25 protein-coding genes are annotated in these 18,756 nt (G+C 41.1%); 7 read left to right on the forward strand and 18 right to left on the reverse strand.

Translation table 11 applies throughout. From position 1 onward, the window contains the following. Nucleotides 1–50 precede the first annotated feature (50 nt). Nucleotides 51–1,409 (forward strand): MATE family efflux transporter, encoded by a 1,359-nt coding sequence (locus tag JI667_RS00490; protein WP_206848950.1) that lies wholly within the window; start codon nucleotides 51–53, stop codon nucleotides 1,407–1,409. A 49-nt stretch (nucleotides 1,410–1,458) separates the two neighbouring features. On the opposite strand, the gene JI667_RS00495 is transcribed toward JI667_RS00490, so the two are convergent. The 4 genes from JI667_RS00495 to JI667_RS00510 all read right to left on the reverse strand — a co-directional run bounded on the left by JI667_RS00495 (nucleotide 1,459) and on the right by JI667_RS00510 (nucleotide 4,436). Next, complete coding sequence (locus JI667_RS00495; RefSeq protein ID WP_206848952.1) at nucleotides 1,459–2,232, reverse strand: SDR family oxidoreductase; 774 nt, start codon at nucleotides 2,230–2,232, stop codon at nucleotides 1,459–1,461. A gap of 332 nt (nucleotides 2,233–2,564) precedes the next feature. After that, on the reverse strand, nucleotides 2,565–3,383 hold the full coding sequence (locus tag JI667_RS00500; RefSeq protein WP_206848954.1) for a CAP domain-containing protein: 819 nt from the start codon (nucleotides 3,381–3,383) through the stop codon (nucleotides 2,565–2,567). Nucleotides 3,384–3,701: 318 nt separating this feature from the next. Continuing rightward, nucleotides 3,702–4,061: a hypothetical protein gene (locus tag JI667_RS00505; protein ID WP_206848956.1), complete on the reverse strand. Its 360-nt coding sequence runs from the start codon at nucleotides 4,059–4,061 to the stop codon at nucleotides 3,702–3,704. Between the two features lie 96 nt (nucleotides 4,062–4,157). Next, nucleotides 4,158–4,436 (reverse strand): hypothetical protein, encoded by a 279-nt coding sequence (locus JI667_RS00510; protein ID WP_206848958.1) that lies wholly within the window; start codon nucleotides 4,434–4,436, stop codon nucleotides 4,158–4,160. A 70-nt stretch (nucleotides 4,437–4,506) separates the two neighbouring features. Between JI667_RS00510 and JI667_RS00515 the strand changes: the two genes are divergently transcribed. Beyond that, entirely contained in the window at nucleotides 4,507–4,752 is a 246-nt protein-coding gene (locus JI667_RS00515; protein WP_206848959.1) for a DNA alkylation repair protein, read from the forward strand. Nucleotides 4,753–4,800: 48 nt separating this feature from the next. Here JI667_RS00515 and JI667_RS00520 read toward each other — a convergent pair whose 3' ends face one another. The 3 genes from JI667_RS00520 to JI667_RS00530 form a co-directional block, all read right to left on the reverse strand. Then, the gene (locus JI667_RS00520) at nucleotides 4,801–6,420 is read right to left on the reverse strand and encodes an MDR family MFS transporter (RefSeq protein WP_206848961.1); all 1,620 of its coding nucleotides are present in this window, start codon (nucleotides 6,418–6,420) and stop codon (nucleotides 4,801–4,803) included. Nucleotides 6,421–6,572: 152 nt separating this feature from the next. Continuing rightward, a complete protein-coding gene (locus tag JI667_RS00525) occupies nucleotides 6,573–6,998 on the reverse strand; it encodes a MarR family winged helix-turn-helix transcriptional regulator (RefSeq protein ID WP_368077866.1) in 426 nt (141 codons plus the stop codon). 191 nt (nucleotides 6,999–7,189) lie between these two features. Continuing rightward, on the reverse strand, nucleotides 7,190–8,110 hold the full coding sequence (locus tag JI667_RS00530) for a CobW family GTP-binding protein (RefSeq protein ID WP_206848963.1): 921 nt from the start codon (nucleotides 8,108–8,110) through the stop codon (nucleotides 7,190–7,192). A gap of 223 nt (nucleotides 8,111–8,333) precedes the next feature. Between JI667_RS00530 and JI667_RS00535 the strand changes: the two genes are divergently transcribed. Beyond that, nucleotides 8,334–9,059: a helix-turn-helix domain-containing protein gene (locus JI667_RS00535; RefSeq protein WP_206848965.1), complete on the forward strand. Its 726-nt coding sequence runs from the start codon at nucleotides 8,334–8,336 to the stop codon at nucleotides 9,057–9,059. A 213-nt stretch (nucleotides 9,060–9,272) separates the two neighbouring features. Here the strand turns inward: JI667_RS00535 and JI667_RS00540 are convergent, their stop codons facing one another. The 5 genes from JI667_RS00540 to deoD all read right to left on the reverse strand — a co-directional run bounded on the left by JI667_RS00540 (nucleotide 9,273) and on the right by deoD (nucleotide 13,542). Further along, nucleotides 9,273–9,437, reverse strand: a complete 165-nt coding sequence (locus tag JI667_RS00540; RefSeq protein ID WP_206848967.1) for a hypothetical protein — start codon at nucleotides 9,435–9,437, stop codon at nucleotides 9,273–9,275. 75 nt (nucleotides 9,438–9,512) lie between these two features. Then, on the reverse strand, nucleotides 9,513–10,973 hold the full coding sequence (locus JI667_RS00545) for a S41 family peptidase (protein WP_244668157.1): 1,461 nt from the start codon (nucleotides 10,971–10,973) through the stop codon (nucleotides 9,513–9,515). A 117-nt stretch (nucleotides 10,974–11,090) separates the two neighbouring features. Continuing rightward, nucleotides 11,091–11,678, reverse strand: a complete 588-nt coding sequence (locus tag JI667_RS00550) for a YitT family protein (RefSeq protein WP_206848969.1) — start codon at nucleotides 11,676–11,678, stop codon at nucleotides 11,091–11,093. Nucleotides 11,679–11,846: 168 nt separating this feature from the next. Beyond that, nucleotides 11,847–12,686 (reverse strand): M15 family metallopeptidase, encoded by an 840-nt coding sequence (locus JI667_RS00555; RefSeq protein WP_206848971.1) that lies wholly within the window; start codon nucleotides 12,684–12,686, stop codon nucleotides 11,847–11,849. Nucleotides 12,687–12,837: 151 nt separating this feature from the next. Beyond that, nucleotides 12,838–13,542 carry a purine-nucleoside phosphorylase gene (gene deoD / locus JI667_RS00560; RefSeq protein ID WP_206848974.1) on the reverse strand — a complete coding sequence of 235 codons (705 nt, stop codon included), beginning with the start codon at nucleotides 13,540–13,542 and terminating at the stop codon, nucleotides 12,838–12,840. Nucleotides 13,543–13,673: 131 nt separating this feature from the next. Here deoD and JI667_RS22850 point away from each other — a divergent pair, with 131 nt between their 5' ends. Next, nucleotides 13,674–13,796 (forward strand): hypothetical protein, encoded by a 123-nt coding sequence (locus JI667_RS22850; protein ID WP_257475071.1) that lies wholly within the window; start codon nucleotides 13,674–13,676, stop codon nucleotides 13,794–13,796. Nucleotides 13,797–13,814: 18 nt separating this feature from the next. Beyond that, the gene (locus tag JI667_RS00565) at nucleotides 13,815–13,958 is read left to right on the forward strand and encodes a hypothetical protein (protein WP_206848976.1); all 144 of its coding nucleotides are present in this window, start codon (nucleotides 13,815–13,817) and stop codon (nucleotides 13,956–13,958) included. Between the two features lie 66 nt (nucleotides 13,959–14,024). Here the strand turns inward: JI667_RS00565 and JI667_RS00570 are convergent, their stop codons facing one another. From JI667_RS00570 to JI667_RS00580, 3 genes are all read right to left on the reverse strand, one after another. Continuing rightward, the gene (locus JI667_RS00570) at nucleotides 14,025–14,345 is read right to left on the reverse strand and encodes a YodL domain-containing protein (protein ID WP_206848978.1); all 321 of its coding nucleotides are present in this window, start codon (nucleotides 14,343–14,345) and stop codon (nucleotides 14,025–14,027) included. A gap of 95 nt (nucleotides 14,346–14,440) precedes the next feature. Then, nucleotides 14,441–15,214 (reverse strand): sporulation protein, encoded by a 774-nt coding sequence (locus JI667_RS00575; RefSeq protein ID WP_206848979.1) that lies wholly within the window; start codon nucleotides 15,212–15,214, stop codon nucleotides 14,441–14,443. Continuing rightward, complete coding sequence (locus JI667_RS00580) at nucleotides 15,201–15,425, reverse strand: hypothetical protein (RefSeq protein ID WP_206848981.1); 225 nt, start codon at nucleotides 15,423–15,425, stop codon at nucleotides 15,201–15,203. Before JI667_RS00580 ends, JI667_RS00575 begins: the two co-directional genes overlap by 14 nt. A 564-nt stretch (nucleotides 15,426–15,989) precedes the next feature. On the opposite strand from JI667_RS00580, the gene JI667_RS00585 reads away from it, so the two are divergent. Beyond that, on the forward strand, nucleotides 15,990–17,081 hold the full coding sequence (locus JI667_RS00585; protein WP_206848984.1) for a DUF2515 family protein: 1,092 nt from the start codon (nucleotides 15,990–15,992) through the stop codon (nucleotides 17,079–17,081). A 119-nt stretch (nucleotides 17,082–17,200) separates the two neighbouring features. On the opposite strand, the gene JI667_RS00590 is transcribed toward JI667_RS00585, so the two are convergent. Then, nucleotides 17,201–17,377 (reverse strand): YozD family protein, encoded by a 177-nt coding sequence (locus JI667_RS00590; protein WP_098350299.1) that lies wholly within the window; start codon nucleotides 17,375–17,377, stop codon nucleotides 17,201–17,203. Between the two features lie 124 nt (nucleotides 17,378–17,501). Between JI667_RS00590 and JI667_RS00595 the strand changes: the two genes are divergently transcribed. After that, nucleotides 17,502–17,672 carry a hypothetical protein gene (locus JI667_RS00595; protein WP_206848986.1) on the forward strand — a complete coding sequence of 57 codons (171 nt, stop codon included), beginning with the start codon at nucleotides 17,502–17,504 and terminating at the stop codon, nucleotides 17,670–17,672. Here the strand turns inward: JI667_RS00595 and JI667_RS00600 are convergent. Both JI667_RS00600 and JI667_RS00605 read right to left on the reverse strand, forming a co-directional pair. Beyond that, the gene (locus JI667_RS00600; RefSeq protein ID WP_206848988.1) at nucleotides 17,656–18,315 is read right to left on the reverse strand and encodes a hypothetical protein; all 660 of its coding nucleotides are present in this window, start codon (nucleotides 18,313–18,315) and stop codon (nucleotides 17,656–17,658) included. The two genes, JI667_RS00595 and JI667_RS00600, sit on opposite strands and share 17 nt — an antisense overlap. Before the next feature lie 202 nt (nucleotides 18,316–18,517). Next, nucleotides 18,518–18,742, reverse strand: coding sequence for a YozE family protein (locus JI667_RS00605; protein ID WP_206848990.1), 225 nt, complete (start codon nucleotides 18,740–18,742; stop codon nucleotides 18,518–18,520). Nucleotides 18,743–18,756 lie beyond the last annotated feature (14 nt).

Raw genomic sequence — 18,756 nt, forward strand, 5'->3', positions numbered from 1 at the left:
GATAGTAATTCATCTGCAATATCCGTAGAAATTCTGGAGGAGTTCAATTTATGAGAGAAACCCATACAATCAAGGAAAAAGTTACACAACTATCCATCATACTGATTCCCATCCTTGTTACACAGCTCGGAATGTTTGCCATGAATTTCTTCGACACGATCATGTCAGGAAAGTATTCTCCCGAGGACCTTGCCGGTGTGGCCATCGGTTCATCTCTTTGGGTCCCGGTCTTTACAGGTTTAAGCGGAATTCTCCTGGCCGTAACCCCCATCGTCGCTCAATTGATCGGAGGCGAAAAAAAAGAAGACGTACCTCATACCGTCCTTCAGGGTGTTTATGCTGCTATTGTATTATCCCTGATGGTTATAATGGTTGGCGGATTCATCCTGAATCCCATCCTGAATGGCATGAACATAGATGTTGAAGTACGTATGATCGCAAAGCAGTATCTGATAGCCCTGTCATTCGGCATGATTCCTTTATTTATCTATAATGTTTTGAGATCATTCATCGATGCACTGGGGATGACGAGGGTCACAATGTTTATTACACTCCTTTCACTGCCGATTAATGTGGTATTTAATTATCTTCTCATATTCGGAAAGCTTGGATTTCCTCCACTTGGAGGAGTGGGTGCAGGTGTTGCCTCTGCCATTACTTACTGGCTCATTACACTCATTGCTTTTTGGGTCGTTCATACGAAAAGACCCTTTAGCCAATATTGTGTTTTCCGGACTATGCACAAGCCTGACCTTTCGAAATGGAAAGAACTTTTCGTAATCGGGGTGCCCATTGGCTTGTCTATTTTTTTTGAAGTGAGTATTTTCTCGGCCGTCACTCTGTTTATGAGCGAATATGATACCGTCGTCATTGCGGCTCATCAGGCAGCTATCAACTTTGCATCTTTTCTCTACATGATCCCTCTTAGTATTTCCATGGCTTTAACCATCGTTGTAGGGTTTGAAGTCGGTGCCAACAGGCTGCGAGATGCGAAGGTTTACAGCTGGATGGGTGTCTGTTTCGCTTTGCTCTTGGCCGTCCTATATGGTGTGATATTACTCGCTTTCCGTTCACAAATTGCTTTTCTGTATTCCGATGATGAGTATGTATTGGAATTAACGGCTCATTTCTTATTGTATGCTGTATTTTTCCAGCTTTCCGATGCGATACAAGCCCCTGTACAAGGAGCACTAAGAGGTTATAAGGATGTAAATATCACTTTTATCATGGCCCTCATTTCCTACTGGGTGATCGGCCTGCCATTGGGCTACTTCCTTGCTAACCACACAGAATTCGGTCCCTATGGCTATTGGCTGGGACTTACATCAGGTTTAACGGCAGGTGCCATCACATTGTCCGGCAGGCTTCTATTCATACAGAAAAAGTATAGAAAACAATATGATTACTGAAATTGATATTGATTGTAAGAGCCACGGCCACTTCCACTGCCGTGGCTCTTTATTGATGAAATACCTTTCCAAGCACATCTTTACCCCCGGTAACAGGAATGATGGAACCGGTGATGAAATCTGATTCTTCTTGGCACAGGAAGAAAATGATCCTTGCCATATCTTCCCCTGTACCAGGTCGTCCGATTGGTGTGTTTGGATCCAGATGTTCTTTTGCACTGCTGATGTCCCTTTCCTTCCATTCACCAACGATGTCTCCCGGACATACCATATTCGCGGTTATCCCGTTATGTGCTTCTTCGATTGAAATCGTTTTTGTGAAGGATGCAAGGCCAGCTTTAGCCGCCGCGAACGCTGAACGATAGATCCAGCCGGGTGCAGATTCAACACGGTCATATCCAAATGTGATGATCCTGCCCCACCGCTGTTGCCTCATTTTAGGGATCACTAGCCTTGATAAGTAAAATACACTATTTAAATTCCCGTTCACTATGTAATTCCATTCCTCCGGAGAGTAATCGGCAAATGATTTTCTTTCTTTGACATATGGTCCTGCGTTATGGATTAAGATATCCACGCTTTCCACCTTGCTCCAGATTTCTGCTGCCATCCGTTCACATTCATCCGGTACAGAGATATCCCCTCTGATCGGGATGATGGTATTCGTATATTGACGGGCTAAGTCAGAAACCAGGTTCTCAACAAATTCATCATTTTTTCTGTAGTTCATGATAACGATGTACCCTTTTTTGGAGAATTCTTCTACCGTTTTCCGCCCGATCCCTTTTGATCCACCCGTTATTAGTACCACTTTTTCTTTCATCAAGCTCAACTCCACGTCCTCGTTATATTTCAATAGTATGAAGGATTATGAGGAATTGCAAATGTAAGCTCTTAAATAGCGCATTAACGTTCACAGGCTTTGGAACATATAAGTAGCGACTGGCAGCTGATTTCCGCGCCAGGTGTTCGCTGTCAGTGGGGCCACCCTCCTGCAAAACCTTAACCTCTAGCGATTGCTAGTCCTTGTATCATGTTTGAATAGCTGCAATCTATGCAGAGCCTCGAATAAAGTATCCCGAATATACATGTCTAAATATTGAAAGAATAAAAAAGCAGCCTCTCCTAGGAGAGACTGCTTCGCTGCGATCAGAATTATTTACCTATGAATTGTTGTGTCCAGTAGTTACCGTTTTCTACATAACCTACACCGATATGAGTATAGTTTGAGCTCATAATGTTTTTACGGTGACCTTCACTGTTCATCCAAGCTTGTACCACTTCTTCTGGAGTCTGTTGACCCATTGCGATATTTTCACCTGCAGAGCTGTACTCGATACCAAACTGCTTCATCATGTCGAATGGTGAACCATACGTAGGGCTGGTATGAGAGAAATATTTGTTGGCTTGCATATCACGAGACTTCTCACGTGCCACTTTGCTTAGTTCTGCATCTACTTTAAGCGCAGGAAGTCCTTGTTTTGCACGCTCTTGGTTTGTTAACTCTACTACTTTCTGTTCAAACTGACTTAATTGACCAGACTGCTCAGTTGCTTGTTCTGATTGTTGGGTTTGCTTATTTGCAGCTGGTGCCGGTGCTGGCGCTTCTGCCTTAGGTGCTTCTGGAGCTGAAGCTGGCGCTTCTGCTTTTGGAGCCGGAGCTTCTGATTTAGGCGCATCTGTTTTTGGTGCTTCCTTAGCTAGTGCTGGTGAAGCCGCTTCTGCTTTTGGAGCCTGCCCTTTCAATAACTCTTGTACATTAATATTCTGACCGTTCATTTGATATTTTGATAGAACATCTTGTACAAATTTATTAAGATCTTCTTGATTTCCATTATATTTAAATGCGTTCGCTTGTTGAACGACCTTATCCGGTGTTGGGCAAGGGGCTGCAGCGTCAGCTTTCCCTGCTGCGAATGGAGTTGCTAATAATGTTAATGCAGTTGCTGTTGAAACCATCATTTTCTTATTCATAAAAATGAATTCCTCCTTGGTAAATGTGTTTTTCTTTGCTGCACATTCATCATATCACCCTGTTTTTGTTACATTTACGGGAGAACTTGGTAACTGGGAATCAATTGTTCTATTTTGAAAGACAATTTTCTATAGTACTATAGTAACCACTGATTCTATCAGGAAGAAAAGCACTTTTATATGATTTACTTACATTTCCAACAGCTGAATGATTTGGGTTGAGTAACTAATTATTACCGGTATATGATTCTTGACAGGTTTTGAAGAGCTTTAATAATGTAACGGATATTACAGAAACGTTTCAAACATAAAGAGAAATCACCCTAAAGAAAGGTATTCATTACATCTTTTGTCTGATCCGATGATCAGGTACCCTTCTACGTTGAATCCCAACCGCTTTAATTGCCTCACCCCTACATTACACTCGACTAGATTGCTTCCCATCACCAACAGAGGTCCTTCAGGAATATCGCTGAAATATCTTCTAATGTACCCGCAGGGCAAGGCGACAACATCATTACAAGCTCCTTTGGACGAGTCTTGATAATCCCTGACGTCTACTACAATATGTTCGGACGTGACATCTTGAGAAAACCATTGCTTTATTTTTACTGGAAAATAACGATAGTACATCATATATGAAAATACACTGGCCAGTAATAAGAGAAGTACTAGCATATTGCATCATCCCTTTTCATTGTTCTTCCCCCATTATATACCTATATAGGTATATAAAAAAGGTATATGCTCATCATTCTCTTATGTGGACACCGCTCAATTATGATCTGTAAATTGTTCGGCAATCTCTATATGTAGAGCAATCAATTCGACTTTATGTTCATTTGAAATGCCTGATTCCGCTATTCTCTTAGTAGCACTATAATATTTATCTTTCCAAGATTTACGGATCCGTGGATGGCTATTCGCATCTTCAAGTTCACGTTTGATGGCTTCTTTCAATATTTGTTCCGGCGTAGTATCATGTTCGGTCAATTTACGGTTTTTCCATATCTGCCTATAGGATTCCAGCAGATTACTGAACGCATCCGACATATTCAAACATCCTTTACATAAAAAGTTTATTCATTAAGCATACTAGAAAAAAAGGAGAAAGGTGATTTCCATGACTACACCGTATCGTTGCCCTGGCTGTAAAACAAATCGCACCCGATTCAATATTATACAACAAGTGCCTCAGAGTGTGAAACTTGATCCTGCTTCCGGAGAAGTCGTTCAAAGTTATGAACAAGGACAACTCGATCCATTTCATATGGCTTACAAAGGACCGGAATTGAAAGTTCAATGTGCCGCTTGCGGACTTGTAGAAGATGAAATGACGTTTAGAAAATTTGGAGAAAGCACTATGTAAACGAACGAAAGGGTAAACCCCGACTGATTGGGGTTTACCCTATTTATTTTATTGATTCGAAACTTCTTTTAGCTTTGATTCCTTTTCTTCTTCGGTCATATCTTTATTCGACATTCTTAATGGAATTTCCTTCATAAAGAAGGTTAGTACGAATCCAACAAGAAGAATGATGGCTCCTATAAAGAAAACATTCGTTAATGCAAAGCTTAAAGATTCCCTGACTCCATCCAAAATGGAGGCATACACTCCCTGGAATTCTTTCGGCAATGTGGATTGAAGCTCTTTCAATTTTTCAGAGTTCATAATGTTTTGAGGGTCTTGGAGCTGCTTCAACACCCCACTCGTTTTAGGATCTGTCAGCAATGGTGAATCTTTCACTGCAGACATTTTCTCGGTCATTTTGGACGTCATGGAAGAATTCATCACCGTTCCCATGATGGCCACACCAATTGTCCCCCCGATTTGTCTAAATAACTGTGTAGCTGCCGTGGCAACTCCGAGGAACTTATGCTGAACGGCATTTTGAACAGTGAGTGTGAACACAGGGAAACTGAGCCCAAGTCCTGTACCCACTATAATGATATTGAACAAGGCTCTTGCATTGGTTGTGTTTGTATCCATGAAGGATAACAGAATCATCCCCGTACTCATGACAAACAAGCCTATAAGGGCAAGAATCTTATATTTGCCTGTCTTCGTAATGATTTGTCCACCGATTGTACTTGCGAATACCATGCTTAATGTCATCGGCATCATGACAAGTCCTGACTTAGTGGCTGAAGTCCCCATTACCCCTTGAATAAAGAAAGGCATATACATGATGGCCCCGAACATTCCTGCTCCGAGAATGAATCCGATGATATTTGATAGGGTAAAGATTTTATTTTTAAACAATTGAAGTGGAAGCACAGGATTACTTGCCCGTTGTTCCGTAATGATAAATAGTACAAGTGCTACTACCGATGTAGTCAGTAGCCCTATGATTTGAAGCGAAACCCACTCATAATCATTTCCACCCCATGTAAAAGCGAGTAATAATGGAATGATCGTCAAGGTTAACATGACCGAACCTAAGTAATCCACTTTAAGGCCTTTATTAGGTTCTTGGGAAGGGAACATTTTATAGATCATTCCAAAAGCGATGAACCCAACTGGAAGGAAAACCCAGAAGACCCAGTGCCAATCGGCATTATCCACAATCCAACCCCCGAGTGTTGGCCCAAAGACACTGGCCAAACCAAAGACACTACTCATTAATCCCTGCCATTTCCCTCGTTCACGAGGGGAGAATAAGTCTCCTACAGCAGTAAATGCCGTGGACATGATCATCCCAGCGCCAAATCCCTGAATCCCCCTGAAAATGATTAACTGGATAATGGAAGCGGAAAGTCCGTTTAAGAACGAACCAATCATGAATACAGCAATCCCAAGTAAGATGAAAGGCTTTCTTCCGTACATATCGGATAATTTCCCTACCAGAATGGCTGTGACTGAACTGGTCAACATGAAGATGGTGAATACCCAGCTATAATAATCCATACCGCCAATTTCAGAAATGATCTTAGGTAATGCAGTTCCAACGATGGTTTGATTCAATGCTGCGAATAACATGGCCGACATGATGGCAACCATGATCAATACTTTCTTGCGATGTTCTAAATGCTCCATATTCTCTGTCTCCCTTAATATTTATAGTATGAATAATTAACCAACTTAAGTAAATGAGCATAATTGAAGGGATGACCCTTTATATGGTCAACCCTTTTTCACTCCTGTTATACATGGTTCCAAGTATAACAGGATATTATCTTCAAATACGATTACTTGCGTATTGATGAGCTTAACAGTTTCTCAAACAAACCGATCAAATGATTGATTTCCTCTTTATCAAAGGTTTGGAATAACTGTTGAAAATAATGTGACTTTTTCTCTTCACACTGTGCCAGCACTTCCACTCCTTGAGGTGTCAGGGTCAACTCTACGACTCTGCGATCTTCACTGGACCGCTGTCTTGTGATATAGCCTTTTTCCACTAATGTATCAGTAATGGATGTAATATGACTCGCAGATACTTCCATACGTTTAGATATCTCAGAAGATTTCAATGCACCATTTTCCCTGATAAGTTGAAGCACCCGAAATTCTCCATTTGAAATGAATTCTCCAAAGATGTTTCGAATATCTGATTTCATCATTCTAAAAACGGATCTAAATAACCCTTCTAACTCGAACAATTCTTTTCCCACAAAAAATCGACCTTTCTTACACTCGATAAATACTTCACTAAGTTAACTATTAAATCATAAACATTTTACCCGATATTGTCAATGGTATGAACTCGTTAATATCTGACATTCAGTTGAATACCCAGTGATAAATAAAATGCGTTCCACACTAAACAACTGAAACACCATAAGGTTTCCCCCCACCCCATGTGTTACTTCATCAGATCGATTTCTTGCAATGACTGTATTATTTCTTCTTTATGTATATTTTCCCCTATTATAACAAAATTGGTGGGATATTTCATTTCCCCAGGCATGAAGAGTGGCATCCCATATGAATACTGAAATAATGTTGGGTATTTCCTTCCCTGAAGCGGTACATATCCTTTCATTCTGTAAATGGTGTCAGATTGAGCTTTCACCCATTCCTCAAAGGCTTCTCCATTCACTTTTCCACTAAACGTATAGACGACCGCCTGAAGCGTTAAATGTTCACGGAGGGAAGATCGATCGTGGGAAACCGCCACTTGATCTGTCTTGAGAGAGAGGATATCCTTCATTGACACTTTAGAATAATTGGTTAGGTATACTTTGGCATTCTGATTGATTTGCTGTAACTCATATGAGAAAGTTCCCTGCTCCATTTCAGTAAGCAAGTCCATCTTATTCGCTACAATGTACTGGGCATGACGAATTTGTTCCCTCATCAAATGTAAAACAGCCGGACTGAAGTCCCCCCGGTTTCGCCACTGCAGACCATCCACCACGGTAATGATGCCCCTGAATTCAAATCGATCGGCAAACAACGGGGATAGAATGGAATCAACCACTTCAACCGGATGTGCCGCACCCGTTGTTTCAATGATCAGCACATCAAATTCTTCGTTCAATAAAAGCTCCTGAAGCTGTGCCTCCAATTTCTCCGATATCGTGCAGCAAATGCATCCATCCAGAAGCTCACGTAACGCTGTGTCATCCTCAACTGAATCACTATCAATCGATACACTTCCTAATTCATTCATCAATACGGCCGGTTTTTTATTATGATCCTTTAAGGATTGCAGTAATTCTTTCAGTAAAGTCGTTTTTCCACTGCCAAGAAATCCTGATAATATGTAAACATCCTTTTTCATGTAATCTTCCTTTCCATAGATTCCTATCCATATTCTATTAGAAAGTAATTAGGAACACAACGGACAATACCAATGAAACAACATCCCGACCAAAGAATTATACGTTTAAGAGCGTTATCCTACACTATTCACGCATAGAATGGAAATAGCAACCCTTACTTACAGTTAGAGAAACCAATTGTAAGAATGGCTGGGTACCGAACCGATTAAAGGTGGGGTGAACATGTATTATGAGAAGATTGTTCCGTTAAGGTTAAGGGATTTCCTGAAGAATCCTTCTCATGAAACATTGAAGGATCTATTGCTTCATAACACCGGTGAGACGGATTATGTGGACTTTAAATCTGATTGGATTGAGTTCACCAAGATGGCGAAACATATCCTGGCGATTTCCAATACAGGAGGTGGATGCATCATCATCGGTGTCATGCAATTTGACGATGGATCCATTGATCTGAAAGGGTTGACTGATGAGGAGTTTCTGGATAAGGCAGATGTTGACAATAAACTGCAACACCTTCTGCCTAAATATTTAAGATATAGAACAGAAGACTTCATTTTCCCTGAAAGGACCCACCCACTCGTGAGTCTTAAACGATTTCAGGTGCTTATTATCGATTATGATCCAAGATATGTTCCCTATACTTCTATTGTTACCAGAGGGGATTTGAGATACGGGGCCATCTATGCCAGGCAAGGAACTAAAACCATCGAAGCCACACATGACAAGCTGGTCGATGTCATTCTCCGTAAAGTTCAGTCTGGTGGCTCTGACAGTGATGAACGAACATTAAAGGAACATCTAGAGCACTTAAAAATCCTTCATTTGGAACATGATCAGGCAGAAGATCAGAAGTATAAGGACTATCTTCATGATTTGATCATAAGAAAATTGAAGAAGATTGAAACGTTCCTGGACCTTGATTCTTCTGAATTTCATTCCTGGTGATCGGTACTGAGGAATTTCTTAATGGCTTCTCGATTCTTTTGTTGATTCAAGTCCAGAACTAATCCTGTGTGTGATGTTGAAAGGTCTGTGAAGCTTCCCCTCTACAGGGGGGGCGTAATGCTTTCACATGATCAATAGGATTTAGTAATACAGACATTCCGTATTTATTTCCTTGCTTGTTGAAGTAGAGGTTTCAACATTATCCATTCCAACTCAGATTAGGGAAATGACGCTTGTAACCCCTTCACCCGATTGAATATCTTCCATGAGATTCTCTTCTGCCAGCCGGATGATTTCCTGCTGTCTTTCCTCACCTCCGAAATCGTTAATACAATCTCCCCTGAGCCTTCCATACTGAAGGATTTCCTCTCCTTTCAACAATGCTTTTCCAATTGAACGCTTCCGAAAGAATATTAAAAAAGATCCCAGGTTGAATTCACCTGGGATCTCTATTTATTGTTGCTTATTTAATACGTCAATTGCTTTTTTCAATTGAGGATCGTTTTCTTTCAGCTTCTCTCTAAGGTCATTCATAAGCTTCAGGATGGTTTCACCATTTAAAGTACCGGTTACTTCAAGATCCTTTTTCCCTTGAAAGTCTTTAACTGCTTTCGTTGTTTTCTCATCATAATAACCGTCTACCTTTCCAGGGTCGATTTCCAATGCCTTCAGCATTTGCTCAGCTGTTTTAACCCCATCGGATAGATCTTCTTCTTTCATTTCTTTGTCAGGATTGATATAAGGAAGCTGTGCATAATCCGGCATTTTCACTTCCACATCCGGTTTGATTCCCTTCTCATGGATCCAATTCCCCTTAGGTGTAAGCCATTTAGCCGTGGTGAATTTCATGTTCGATCCGTCTTTGAACGTCTCGGCAGTTTGGACAGTTCCTTTACCGAATGTCTTCGTTCCGATGAGAGGAATATCGTTGGATTCGCTCACAGCAGCTGAAAGAATCTCAGCTGCACTCGCACTACCTTCATCAACAAGAACTGCTGTTGGAACGTCTACCTTCTGACCTGATTCTGAAACATACTTCTCAATCTTCCCTTTACTGTCTTCCACCTGGAATAATACTTCGCCTTCTGGAACAAAAAGGTTTGAAATCTTGACCGCTTGATTCAATAAACCACCAGGGTTTTGTCTTAGGTCGAGAACAAGTTTCTTCATGCCTTTCCCGTTCATTTCATTTAGGGCGTCTGTTAATTCTTTGTACGTATTCTCGGAAAAACTGGTGATCTGAATTTCTGCCACACCGTTATCCTTCATCTCTGCATATACCGTTTCAATCGGAATCTCATCCCTGGTGATGGTGACTTCCATCGGCTTATCCTGACCAGGGCGTTGAATGGTCAACGTAACCTTTGTGCCCTTTTCTCCACGGATAAGAAGGACCGCATCCGTTACTGACATTCCCTGAATACTCTTGTCATCGACCTTTGTAACGATGTCGTTCGGCTGTAGACCGGCTTTTTCTGCAGGAGAGCCTTTTATGGGGGAAACAATGGAAATATAGCCTTCCTTCTCCTGAATTTCCGCCCCGATCCCTTCAAACGAAGAAGAGATGCTTTCTTCGAACTTTTTCGCTTCTTCCTCATTCATATAATCAGAAAACGGATCGCCTACGCTATCAATCATGCCGTTGATCGCACCATTGACAAGAGTATCCTCATCAAGGTCTTTGTAATAGTCCTCGTTTAATTTGTCATAGGCTTCATAAAGTTTCTGAAACTCCGAACGTTCCGTAACACCCACGTTGACCGCTTTTTCATCACCGAATGCCAGTGCAAACGTAGTGATCCCTGCAGTTAGGAAAACAAGGAAAAAGAGGAGCATGACAAATTTGAATTTTTTCATTTTGATGAAACTTGAATGCGTTTCCTGTTGCGATTGTTCTGTCTTATCTTGTTCCAAATCTTCCACCACTTTCGTTGCTATGTAACTCCTGTGAATTTTCGTTTAGAATATCGTGAAACGTGCCCCTGAGCAATGATATGCTCATAGCTTCTTCATTCTATCAGCTTTTCCATCTTAGTGAAAGGAAAATCCATCGTCCTCATTATGATGTGTCAAAATCGTTGTAAAAAACCCTACTGTGCTGACAGCCAGTAAAGAATATAGAAATGCCTCGGTCCCAATGATCGGAAAACCAACCAAAAGGACGATACTATCGAAAGCAAAGATCAATTTGCCCACATTCAAGGCGAAGCTCTTCCCTATCAACTGCGCCAATAAGTCTGATCCACCCGTTGCAGAATTCCCCCTCAGCATAAGGCCAATCCCGATACCGACAAACGTACCGCCAAGAAATGCACTGATGAGCGGGGGGAAGTCGACGGCCGTATGCCATTGATAAAAAAAGTCGATCATCAAGGAGGACAACCAGAGACCGTGAATACTATTATAAAAAAGGGCTCGATCCTTCAGGAAAGCCAGGAAGTAAAGTGGCACACTTAGAAGGATGATGGTAAGTCCCGGTTTAAAGCCAAACCAGTAGTGGGAAATGAGGCCGATTCCGATCATGCCTCCGTCCAGGAAATGGTGAGGGACAAAGAAAAAATTGATGCCTATACCGACAAAAATACTTCCTACTACGATGATACTGAACACCCTCATCATAAACTCCACCCACCTGTTTCAAATTGGACAGCCCTATTACTGTTTTATGTGAGTATACTTGAAATCAGAACCCTTGGAGTGTCGAGTACATCAAGAATATGGGGTTGTTAAGGTACACTTCTCCTACAAAACGAAAAAGATCAGGACCTTGAGCCCTGACCCTCTCCACTATATTTTCTTTACATTTTGAAAGTACTCTTCGAGTGCCCAATCATTTTCATGAATCACTTTCGAAGCGTCGATGCCGACATATCTATAATGCCAAGGCTCAAATTGATAATGAGTAATAGAAACCTTATCCTCAGGATAGCGAAGGATAAACCCGTATTTATACGCGTTCTCTGCCAGCCACTTTCCTTCTTTCGTTTCCCCGAACTCAATATTCACTTGAAATTGGTTGCTTTCGCTTGAAATATCCATCGCTAATCCCGATTGATGCTCACTTTGCCCAGGCGGTGCTACGGCCATGACCGCTTTTTCTTCGCCGTATTGGGCAATCTCCCGTTCTAGTAGCATTTTTTGATACTCGTAGGAACGGTAACCAGAAATGGCTGTCAAAAATACGCCTTGCGCTTTTGCATCAGAGAACATTTTCTCAAGCTGCTCAGCCGCTTCTTTACGGAGATGTGCCTTTTCAAGTTCCTGATCTCCAAATACGAAAGGCACGTTCGGACGAACTAAGTCAGCAGGTTTGTATTCGTCTAACGCGTATTCTTTATTCACAAGTGCTAATAAATTGGCTGGGTTCTGAATGACCTGCTTCCCATCCACAACCTTCACTTCATTGAAGAATTGGGATTCCAGTTGCAGTTCTTCAGGAACAGTTTCTTCAGGAGGTTGTTCCGGCACTGCTTGTTCATCCTGCTCTTCATCAGGTGCCCGGACCTCGTGTTCTTCCTGTTTCTCTTGCTGTTTTTGGCCAAATAAATCGTCTGACCACTCTTGTACTTGCGAACACCCTGATAACATCACCAGGGAGGCAGCAGTTACGAAGATGATCTTTTTCATACTTTCACCTAGTTTCTTTAAAATGGTTCCATCCTCCATCTTACCATTTCGGAAGATGAATGTAAGCAGGAGAAACCTCACAAAAAAAGAAAAACTGCCTATAAACCCTTCAAGGGTAATAAGCAGTTTTCTCCATCACAAATCAATGTGTTTAATTTTGAATTGCTGCTTCCAAAGCCACTTCGATCATTTCATTGAAGGTGGTTTGACGCTCCTCAGAAGTTGTTTCTTCACCTGTCAGGATATGGTCACTGACAGTAAGGACGGAAAGTGCGTTCCGGCCATATTTGGCTGCTAATGTGTAAAGGGCGGATGTTTCCATTTCGATGGCAAGAATACCATACTGAGCCCACTTTTCATGCTCTGCATTATCATTGTAAAACATATCAGCGGTGAATACGTTTCCAACCTTTAGATTAAGCCCTTTTTCTACACCTGCGTCATATGCACGTTTCAGCAGATCAAAGTTGGCTGTTGGAGCATAATCGATGCCATTGAAGGTTAATTTATTCATTTGAGAATCTGTTGATGAAGTCATGGCAAGAATGACGTCACGTACTTTGACATCCTTTTGAATAGCTCCGCACGTACCGACACGGATGAGGTTCTGAACGTTATAACTTTGCATCAGTTCATTGATGTAAATGGAAATGGATGGAACACCCATGCCGGTTCCCTGCACAGATATCCTTTTTCCTTTGTACGTTCCTGTGTAACCAAACATATTTCGGACTTCATTATAGCACGTCACATCTTCCAAGAATGTTTCCGCAATGTATTTAGCACGAAGGGGATCCCCAGGTAATAAAACCGTTTCTGCTATTTCGTTTTCTTTTGCGTTAATATGTATACTCACTAACCTATTCCTCCTAACGAGAGTGTTGAACCACCATTGTAATCCTTTTTCTTATCATATGCAACGCTAGTAAATGGAAGGATAGAACCCTTGATGAGAGGTCAAAATAAAGTCAGAAGGAGTGATTATTCATGTCTAAAGAAAAAATGAGCAAGAAGTTGAAACAAGCGGTACAGCATGCAAATGAAACCAACCCTTCTACTCGATCTGGAACCCAGCCCAACTCTTCAAGAACAGAAAAACTCAAGTCATAATAAAGGGGGAATCCAGTAATGGGAAAAAAACATCGAAACAGAATCAATGCCCCTAAGAAAAATAATCATACTCCTAAAGAAGCATTAGAAGCCGAGCATAATGCGCACGGGAAAGAGGACACAGGGAAGAACAGAAAAAACGGTCCGGGGCACAATTTGTAAGAAATCAAAAAAGGAAAGAATCCTCCCCAAGGAAGATTCTTTCCTTTTTAGTAATTTACGGTTAATTTAATGAATGACGATCCGGTTTACTCTCTTCCATCCATTTGGTTGCAGACGGTAATAGAAATGCCCCCTCCGTCCCTCATCTATAAAGATAATGTCACGTGTAGCAATATACCTGCCGCTATAATCCTTTGGGACCAGATCCGGTACATTAAACGTTCTGAAGGTTTGATACAGGGCTTCATCATGATTATTTGCTTCGATAGAGATTCGATACACCTTTTCATATCCTTTATCCTCTCCGTAATTCGGGGTTTGAAATATGGTCAGGTCATATGTTGATCTCAAAAGCTTAGGACGAATGATTTTTTCAAGTAACGGCATGAGCACCCCTCCATCAATAGTTTGTACTCATACCATTACACAAAATGTGTGTCGAATCCTTCATAGAATCATAGGAACCTTTGTCGAATGGAATATCACTTAGCGAATTTATCTATAGCGTGTTGCAGTTTTGAAGCCAGTTGTGAAATATCAGAGGCATTGATTGTCATCTTGACCATGGACTCATCCATTTCAAGGGCCTCCGCCAGAAATCCACTCAAGCCACGGGCACGTCTGTCAACTTCAAGGAGCAATTCAACTTGATCTTCGGTTTGATGAAGGAACATGACTTCAATTTCATCCAATATACGCTGATATGGACCATTAACAGGCACAAATTCAAACTCCTGGATGAATGGGTAACGTCCCCTGTATCTGCGGGGCGCCTCCTCACATTCCACTTTGCGGATTCTGAAGCCGAGGTCCTGGACGGCAGTAAGGATGGCTTCAGTCAATGAATTCGGTACAATCTCAATATAATCTTTATCTTTAGGATCGACTGCATTTTTAATATCGACCCCGGTGGCTACCCAAACCCTCGTATTTCCATAGGTGATCGGGGTTTCAAAGGGTAGTACGAAGGTAAAAGGGAATTCTCTTTTCTCATTTTCCAACACAGTGAATGGGTGAGAGATTTGAACCTTTTCAATAGGGGCATAATCTGTATATTTTTTATCATCCGATTCCCGAATATATGTAGCGAAGAGCGTCAGATATATGGCGTCTATACTCTGTTCCGTGCTCCCACCCGTAATTTCAACAACACCGTTCACCTTTTCCCCTGCTTCGTAGCTTGACTTCTCCAGTTTAGTATCGACTGTCGCTGCTCCGATCCCGATTGATGCAAAAACTTTATTAAAAAATGACATGTGACAATTCCTCCTTGTTTATCGTGCATTTCATCTCGATCACCTTTTTTATATCTTCTAAATGCTCGGAACACTCAGGATATTCTTCGTCTATCTGCAGAAGCCTCCTTAAAAGCTCTTTTGCAGCCTGATGAAGGGTTAGTTTCTCTCCCCGGCTATTTCCTTCTTTAAACATCAACTCCTCAAAGGCCCGACCATTCATCTTCTCCATTATAAGATATGGAATCCCCTGATGTTCACCGGTCATAAGAAGTTCAGGGACGTTTGGATGCGATAAAGTTTCAAGTGTATTCCTTTCATTCCGGACATATTGGACGTGATTGGAAAATAACTTTTTGTAAGGGCGTATTCGTTTTAATATCGCTTCCTACCATTTTCGAGTGTAACTGAGTACGTTGTGCCGTAACTACCCTTTCCCACCAAGTGATTGATTTGAAAGCCATTGATGAGGGCTTCCAGAAGTATTCGAAAGCATTGACCAGTCTCTGAAAAAGTGTTTGTATCATTCATCACGTCCCGGTCAGCTACTAAAAATGCTGGAGAAAAAGTTCTTACTCTTATGCTTAATAATGGTGATTTAGACGTTTTCCAGGTGTCACTGGATCTTTAGTGATGATGCCTGGAGGATCCTATTAAACTTTTAATGAACTTCTTCAACATAAGCTAACCTCCCAAGAATGTTTCGCGATTCATAGTATTAATATATACGAATGATTTTGAAATTAGTTTCAACATAGGGAAATGTTTTTCACTTTAAATAGAGAGGCGGGATCACTTGAGTTATTCACCGTTTCTGAAGATTATAAACCTATTTAAAGAAGGGAATAACGACCAATCATCACCCCTTCTTGACTTATGTGAGATTAGCCGGTTATACGAACAGATGAGGGAGGAGCCGTTTCCTAAGATTTACTTCCCGGGTGATCAGTCGTTATATAAGGAAATTACCAGCAGTGTAAAAAAAGGCAATGTTAATAATCTGACAAGAACCTCATACTATCACGATTTTTTCAAGAAGCACTCTGAACTTCACTGGGCCTTTCTGGCCCATATGGTCTCTAGGAATGCCGGTTATCATATGACAGATCTCCGCAGTCATCTTTTTTCACATATATTAGATGCAGGTGAACAAAGATCCCTTTTCTCGTTTCTTGAAAGATGCAATGCAGCCATCTTTAACGATGCATATCCACAATTGTTATTGTATGAAAAATGGAAATTAACCGGGGAATCCCCTTTTCACCTCTTAAAAAAATTCAATGTTTCAGTATTCATGCACAAGATGTGGGACGAATTTATTAAAACAGGGAATCAACACGTGTTGACCATTGCCCTTATTATGAATGAACAGCACATGATTCAAAAACGAATTTTATCCGACCCCAATCTGAATATCGGCATCGAGCGGTGGAAGTTCTTCCTGCAGGATCGGCTCGAGTTCACTTCCATACTTTTTCCTTATGGAAAGCACCTTCCCTATTCCCTTGCCGGACTTTCTGTTTCTCATTTTGAGAAAGTGGATCGCAGGATATTGTTAGGTAAGAAGCTATATAGTGTATTATTCCACGGGAGCGTTTTGCCTAGTGCATTTACATTCGCCGATCGCCATCCACACACCGGGTCCCGTGAAGATTATTGGCCTCATCTATATTCGGTAGAAGAGAAGAAAAGTCGTCTCTTCAGTCCAACTTTAGCGTCTGCATGGGAGAACGAGTCTCCACTACACCTCTCATCGCAGGACTGGTTTAACGCTCAAACCGCTGATGTAATGACACCCCTTCTTTCTATGGTCACCCCCCGTCATTTCTCAATGACCCGGAAATGGAAGGCGCGTGCTACTATCCTGGTTAATCTAAAGAGGGATTAACTCAAAATAAAATGCCTCCATGCTTCATAAAGAAGGCATGAGAGACACATAAGAGTTAATCCCTATTATATGAATGGTCGTTACAGACTTTATCAAATCCGTATCGATGGTTGAAAAGACTAAACATCATCTTCCCATTCTTCATCGATGATGCATTTGGCAATCAGATACTCGAATGTGATATCCGCTATTTCTTCCAGCTCATCTTCTGACGGTACATATCCTCTTTGAACGAGTTCTTTCATAAAGAATTCTGCAATTTCCTCGGTGTCGATAAACACTTCTATCTCCCGCATGTGATCGCCCCCTTTGATTCTCAATTTATGACACTACTCTCCCGGTTATGCCAGAAGAAAAAAGTTTTCATAAGACATTAAAGACAAGCATAGACTTTATCATCAAAGGAAGAGGAGCGATAATATGTTACATACAATCACCAAAAAAACGAAATCAATGTTAAAAGATCTTGAAAACGGTGAAGGGATGGTGGTTTCGGGCATGCAATGGATCCTTCGTGTCATCCTTCTGTCCTTCTTGGTCATAAGCGTTCCTGTTTTTCTTTATATTATGTGGCTTATTCCTTCTCTTTAACGATAGATTGTGAGTTCGTGTGGTTTTTCAACTGCTCTAACACATAATCCATTTTATTCTTGTATTTACTGTCCTCAAATAAGAGATAAAGTGTTTTATAATCATTGTAATGATCGAGTAGCTGATCGATCCAGGTGGGCTTCGGGTGCGCAGGTGAATGGAGCAATTTGGATTTTCCTTCCTTTTTCTGCGGGAAGACAAACCCATACTTCTTTATAAATGCTTCTGCCTGTTCTTCATCTGCAACCAGGGTGATTTCATCTTCATCTGCCTCGAGCCATTCTCCATCAGTGATCCTCATCAATTCATAGATCACGTCTTCCCAGGCATCATCCTTATACCGCCATATTTCTGTCCTGAACCCCACTACTTTAAAGAGATCCTCTTCATATCCCTTCACAATCACAAGATCTCCAAACAAAAATTTATATTCAATATCGATCTGTTCTTGTTCAAAAATGTATCCATCATAAGAATCCAGCAATTCCAATGCTTTCTCCTTGAATAATCCTTCACTTTCGTTAACCTCATATAAAAACTCTCCATCAAGCTTTTTGATATCGGTAATCTTTCCTACTGTACCATAGATTGTAACGACTACTGTTTCCCCAACTCTGAATCTAGGCTCTTTTCGTTTCTTCATTCTCCCCTCACCCTTAATCGCCTTTTTTATATGATATGCAATTACAATCATATCGGTATACACGAAATCCCTGACTGCCTTTTCTTTAGGGTAAGAAATATTATAGATGTTTCTTTCAGTTAAACAGATGCGGAGCGACTGATAAAAAAGGACCGACGTTTGCTCCTAACAAATGTCAGTCCGGTGGCTAAGGTATTTACATTTAATCTTTTTCTTCTAATTGATAATGATCCCAGGCGCTGTCGAAAATGGACATGCTTTCAAGGTAATGACCATTCATTTCCAGGTAAGAGCTGATTTCATGGTACTGCTCTGATTGTTTAGGAAAACTGTGATCATCATACGCTGAATTTGCGAATTGGGTTATATCATCCTTGGCAGTAGGTTGCCTAAATTTCATTAAGTAATGATAAAAGGATTTTCTCATCTCTTCCACCTGCC

This window comes from Bacillus sp. NTK074B (assembly GCF_017303375.1).
In the GTDB taxonomy this organism is placed as follows: Bacteria; Bacillota; Bacilli; order Bacillales; family Bacillaceae_B; genus Rossellomorea.

What these genes read in the sequence shown, in the direction of transcription:
- JI667_RS00490 (WP_206848950.1), top strand. Translation starts at nt 51, where the DNA reads ATGAGAGAAACCCATACAATCAAGGAAAAAGTTACACAACTATCCATC.
- JI667_RS00495 (WP_206848952.1), bottom strand. Translation starts at nt 2,232, where the DNA reads ATGAAAGAAAAAGTGGTACTAATAACGGGTGGATCAAAAGGGATCGGG.
- JI667_RS00500 (WP_206848954.1), bottom strand. Translation starts at nt 3,383, where the DNA reads ATGAATAAGAAAATGATGGTTTCAACAGCAACTGCATTAACATTATTA.
- JI667_RS00505 (WP_206848956.1), bottom strand. Translation starts at nt 4,061, where the DNA reads ATGCTAGTACTTCTCTTATTACTGGCCAGTGTATTTTCATATATGATG.
- JI667_RS00510 (WP_206848958.1), bottom strand. Translation starts at nt 4,436, where the DNA reads ATGTCGGATGCGTTCAGTAATCTGCTGGAATCCTATAGGCAGATATGG.
- JI667_RS00515 (WP_206848959.1), top strand. Translation starts at nt 4,507, where the DNA reads ATGACTACACCGTATCGTTGCCCTGGCTGTAAAACAAATCGCACCCGA.
- JI667_RS00520 (WP_206848961.1), bottom strand. Translation starts at nt 6,420, where the DNA reads ATGGAGCATTTAGAACATCGCAAGAAAGTATTGATCATGGTTGCCATC.
- JI667_RS00530 (WP_206848963.1), bottom strand. Translation starts at nt 8,110, where the DNA reads ATGAAAAAGGATGTTTACATATTATCAGGATTTCTTGGCAGTGGAAAA.
- JI667_RS00535 (WP_206848965.1), top strand. Translation starts at nt 8,334, where the DNA reads ATGTATTATGAGAAGATTGTTCCGTTAAGGTTAAGGGATTTCCTGAAG.
- JI667_RS00550 (WP_206848969.1), bottom strand. Translation starts at nt 11,678, where the DNA reads ATGATGAGGGTGTTCAGTATCATCGTAGTAGGAAGTATTTTTGTCGGT.
- JI667_RS00555 (WP_206848971.1), bottom strand. Translation starts at nt 12,686, where the DNA reads ATGAAAAAGATCATCTTCGTAACTGCTGCCTCCCTGGTGATGTTATCA.
- JI667_RS22850 (WP_257475071.1), top strand. Translation starts at nt 13,674, where the DNA reads ATGTCTAAAGAAAAAATGAGCAAGAAGTTGAAACAAGCGGTACAGCAT.
- JI667_RS00565 (WP_206848976.1), top strand. Translation starts at nt 13,815, where the DNA reads ATGGGAAAAAAACATCGAAACAGAATCAATGCCCCTAAGAAAAATAAT.
- JI667_RS00570 (WP_206848978.1), bottom strand. Translation starts at nt 14,345, where the DNA reads ATGCCGTTACTTGAAAAAATCATTCGTCCTAAGCTTTTGAGATCAACA.
- JI667_RS00575 (WP_206848979.1), bottom strand. Translation starts at nt 15,214, where the DNA reads ATGTCATTTTTTAATAAAGTTTTTGCATCAATCGGGATCGGAGCAGCG.
- JI667_RS00580 (WP_206848981.1), bottom strand. Translation starts at nt 15,425, where the DNA reads ATGGAGAAGATGAATGGTCGGGCCTTTGAGGAGTTGATGTTTAAAGAA.
- JI667_RS00590 (WP_098350299.1), bottom strand. Translation starts at nt 17,377, where the DNA reads ATGCGGGAGATAGAAGTGTTTATCGACACCGAGGAAATTGCAGAATTC.
- JI667_RS00595 (WP_206848986.1), top strand. Translation starts at nt 17,502, where the DNA reads ATGTTACATACAATCACCAAAAAAACGAAATCAATGTTAAAAGATCTT.
- JI667_RS00600 (WP_206848988.1), bottom strand. Translation starts at nt 18,315, where the DNA reads ATGAAGAAACGAAAAGAGCCTAGATTCAGAGTTGGGGAAACAGTAGTC.
- JI667_RS00605 (WP_206848990.1), bottom strand. Translation starts at nt 18,742, where the DNA reads ATGAGAAAATCCTTTTATCATTACTTAATGAAATTTAGGCAACCTACT.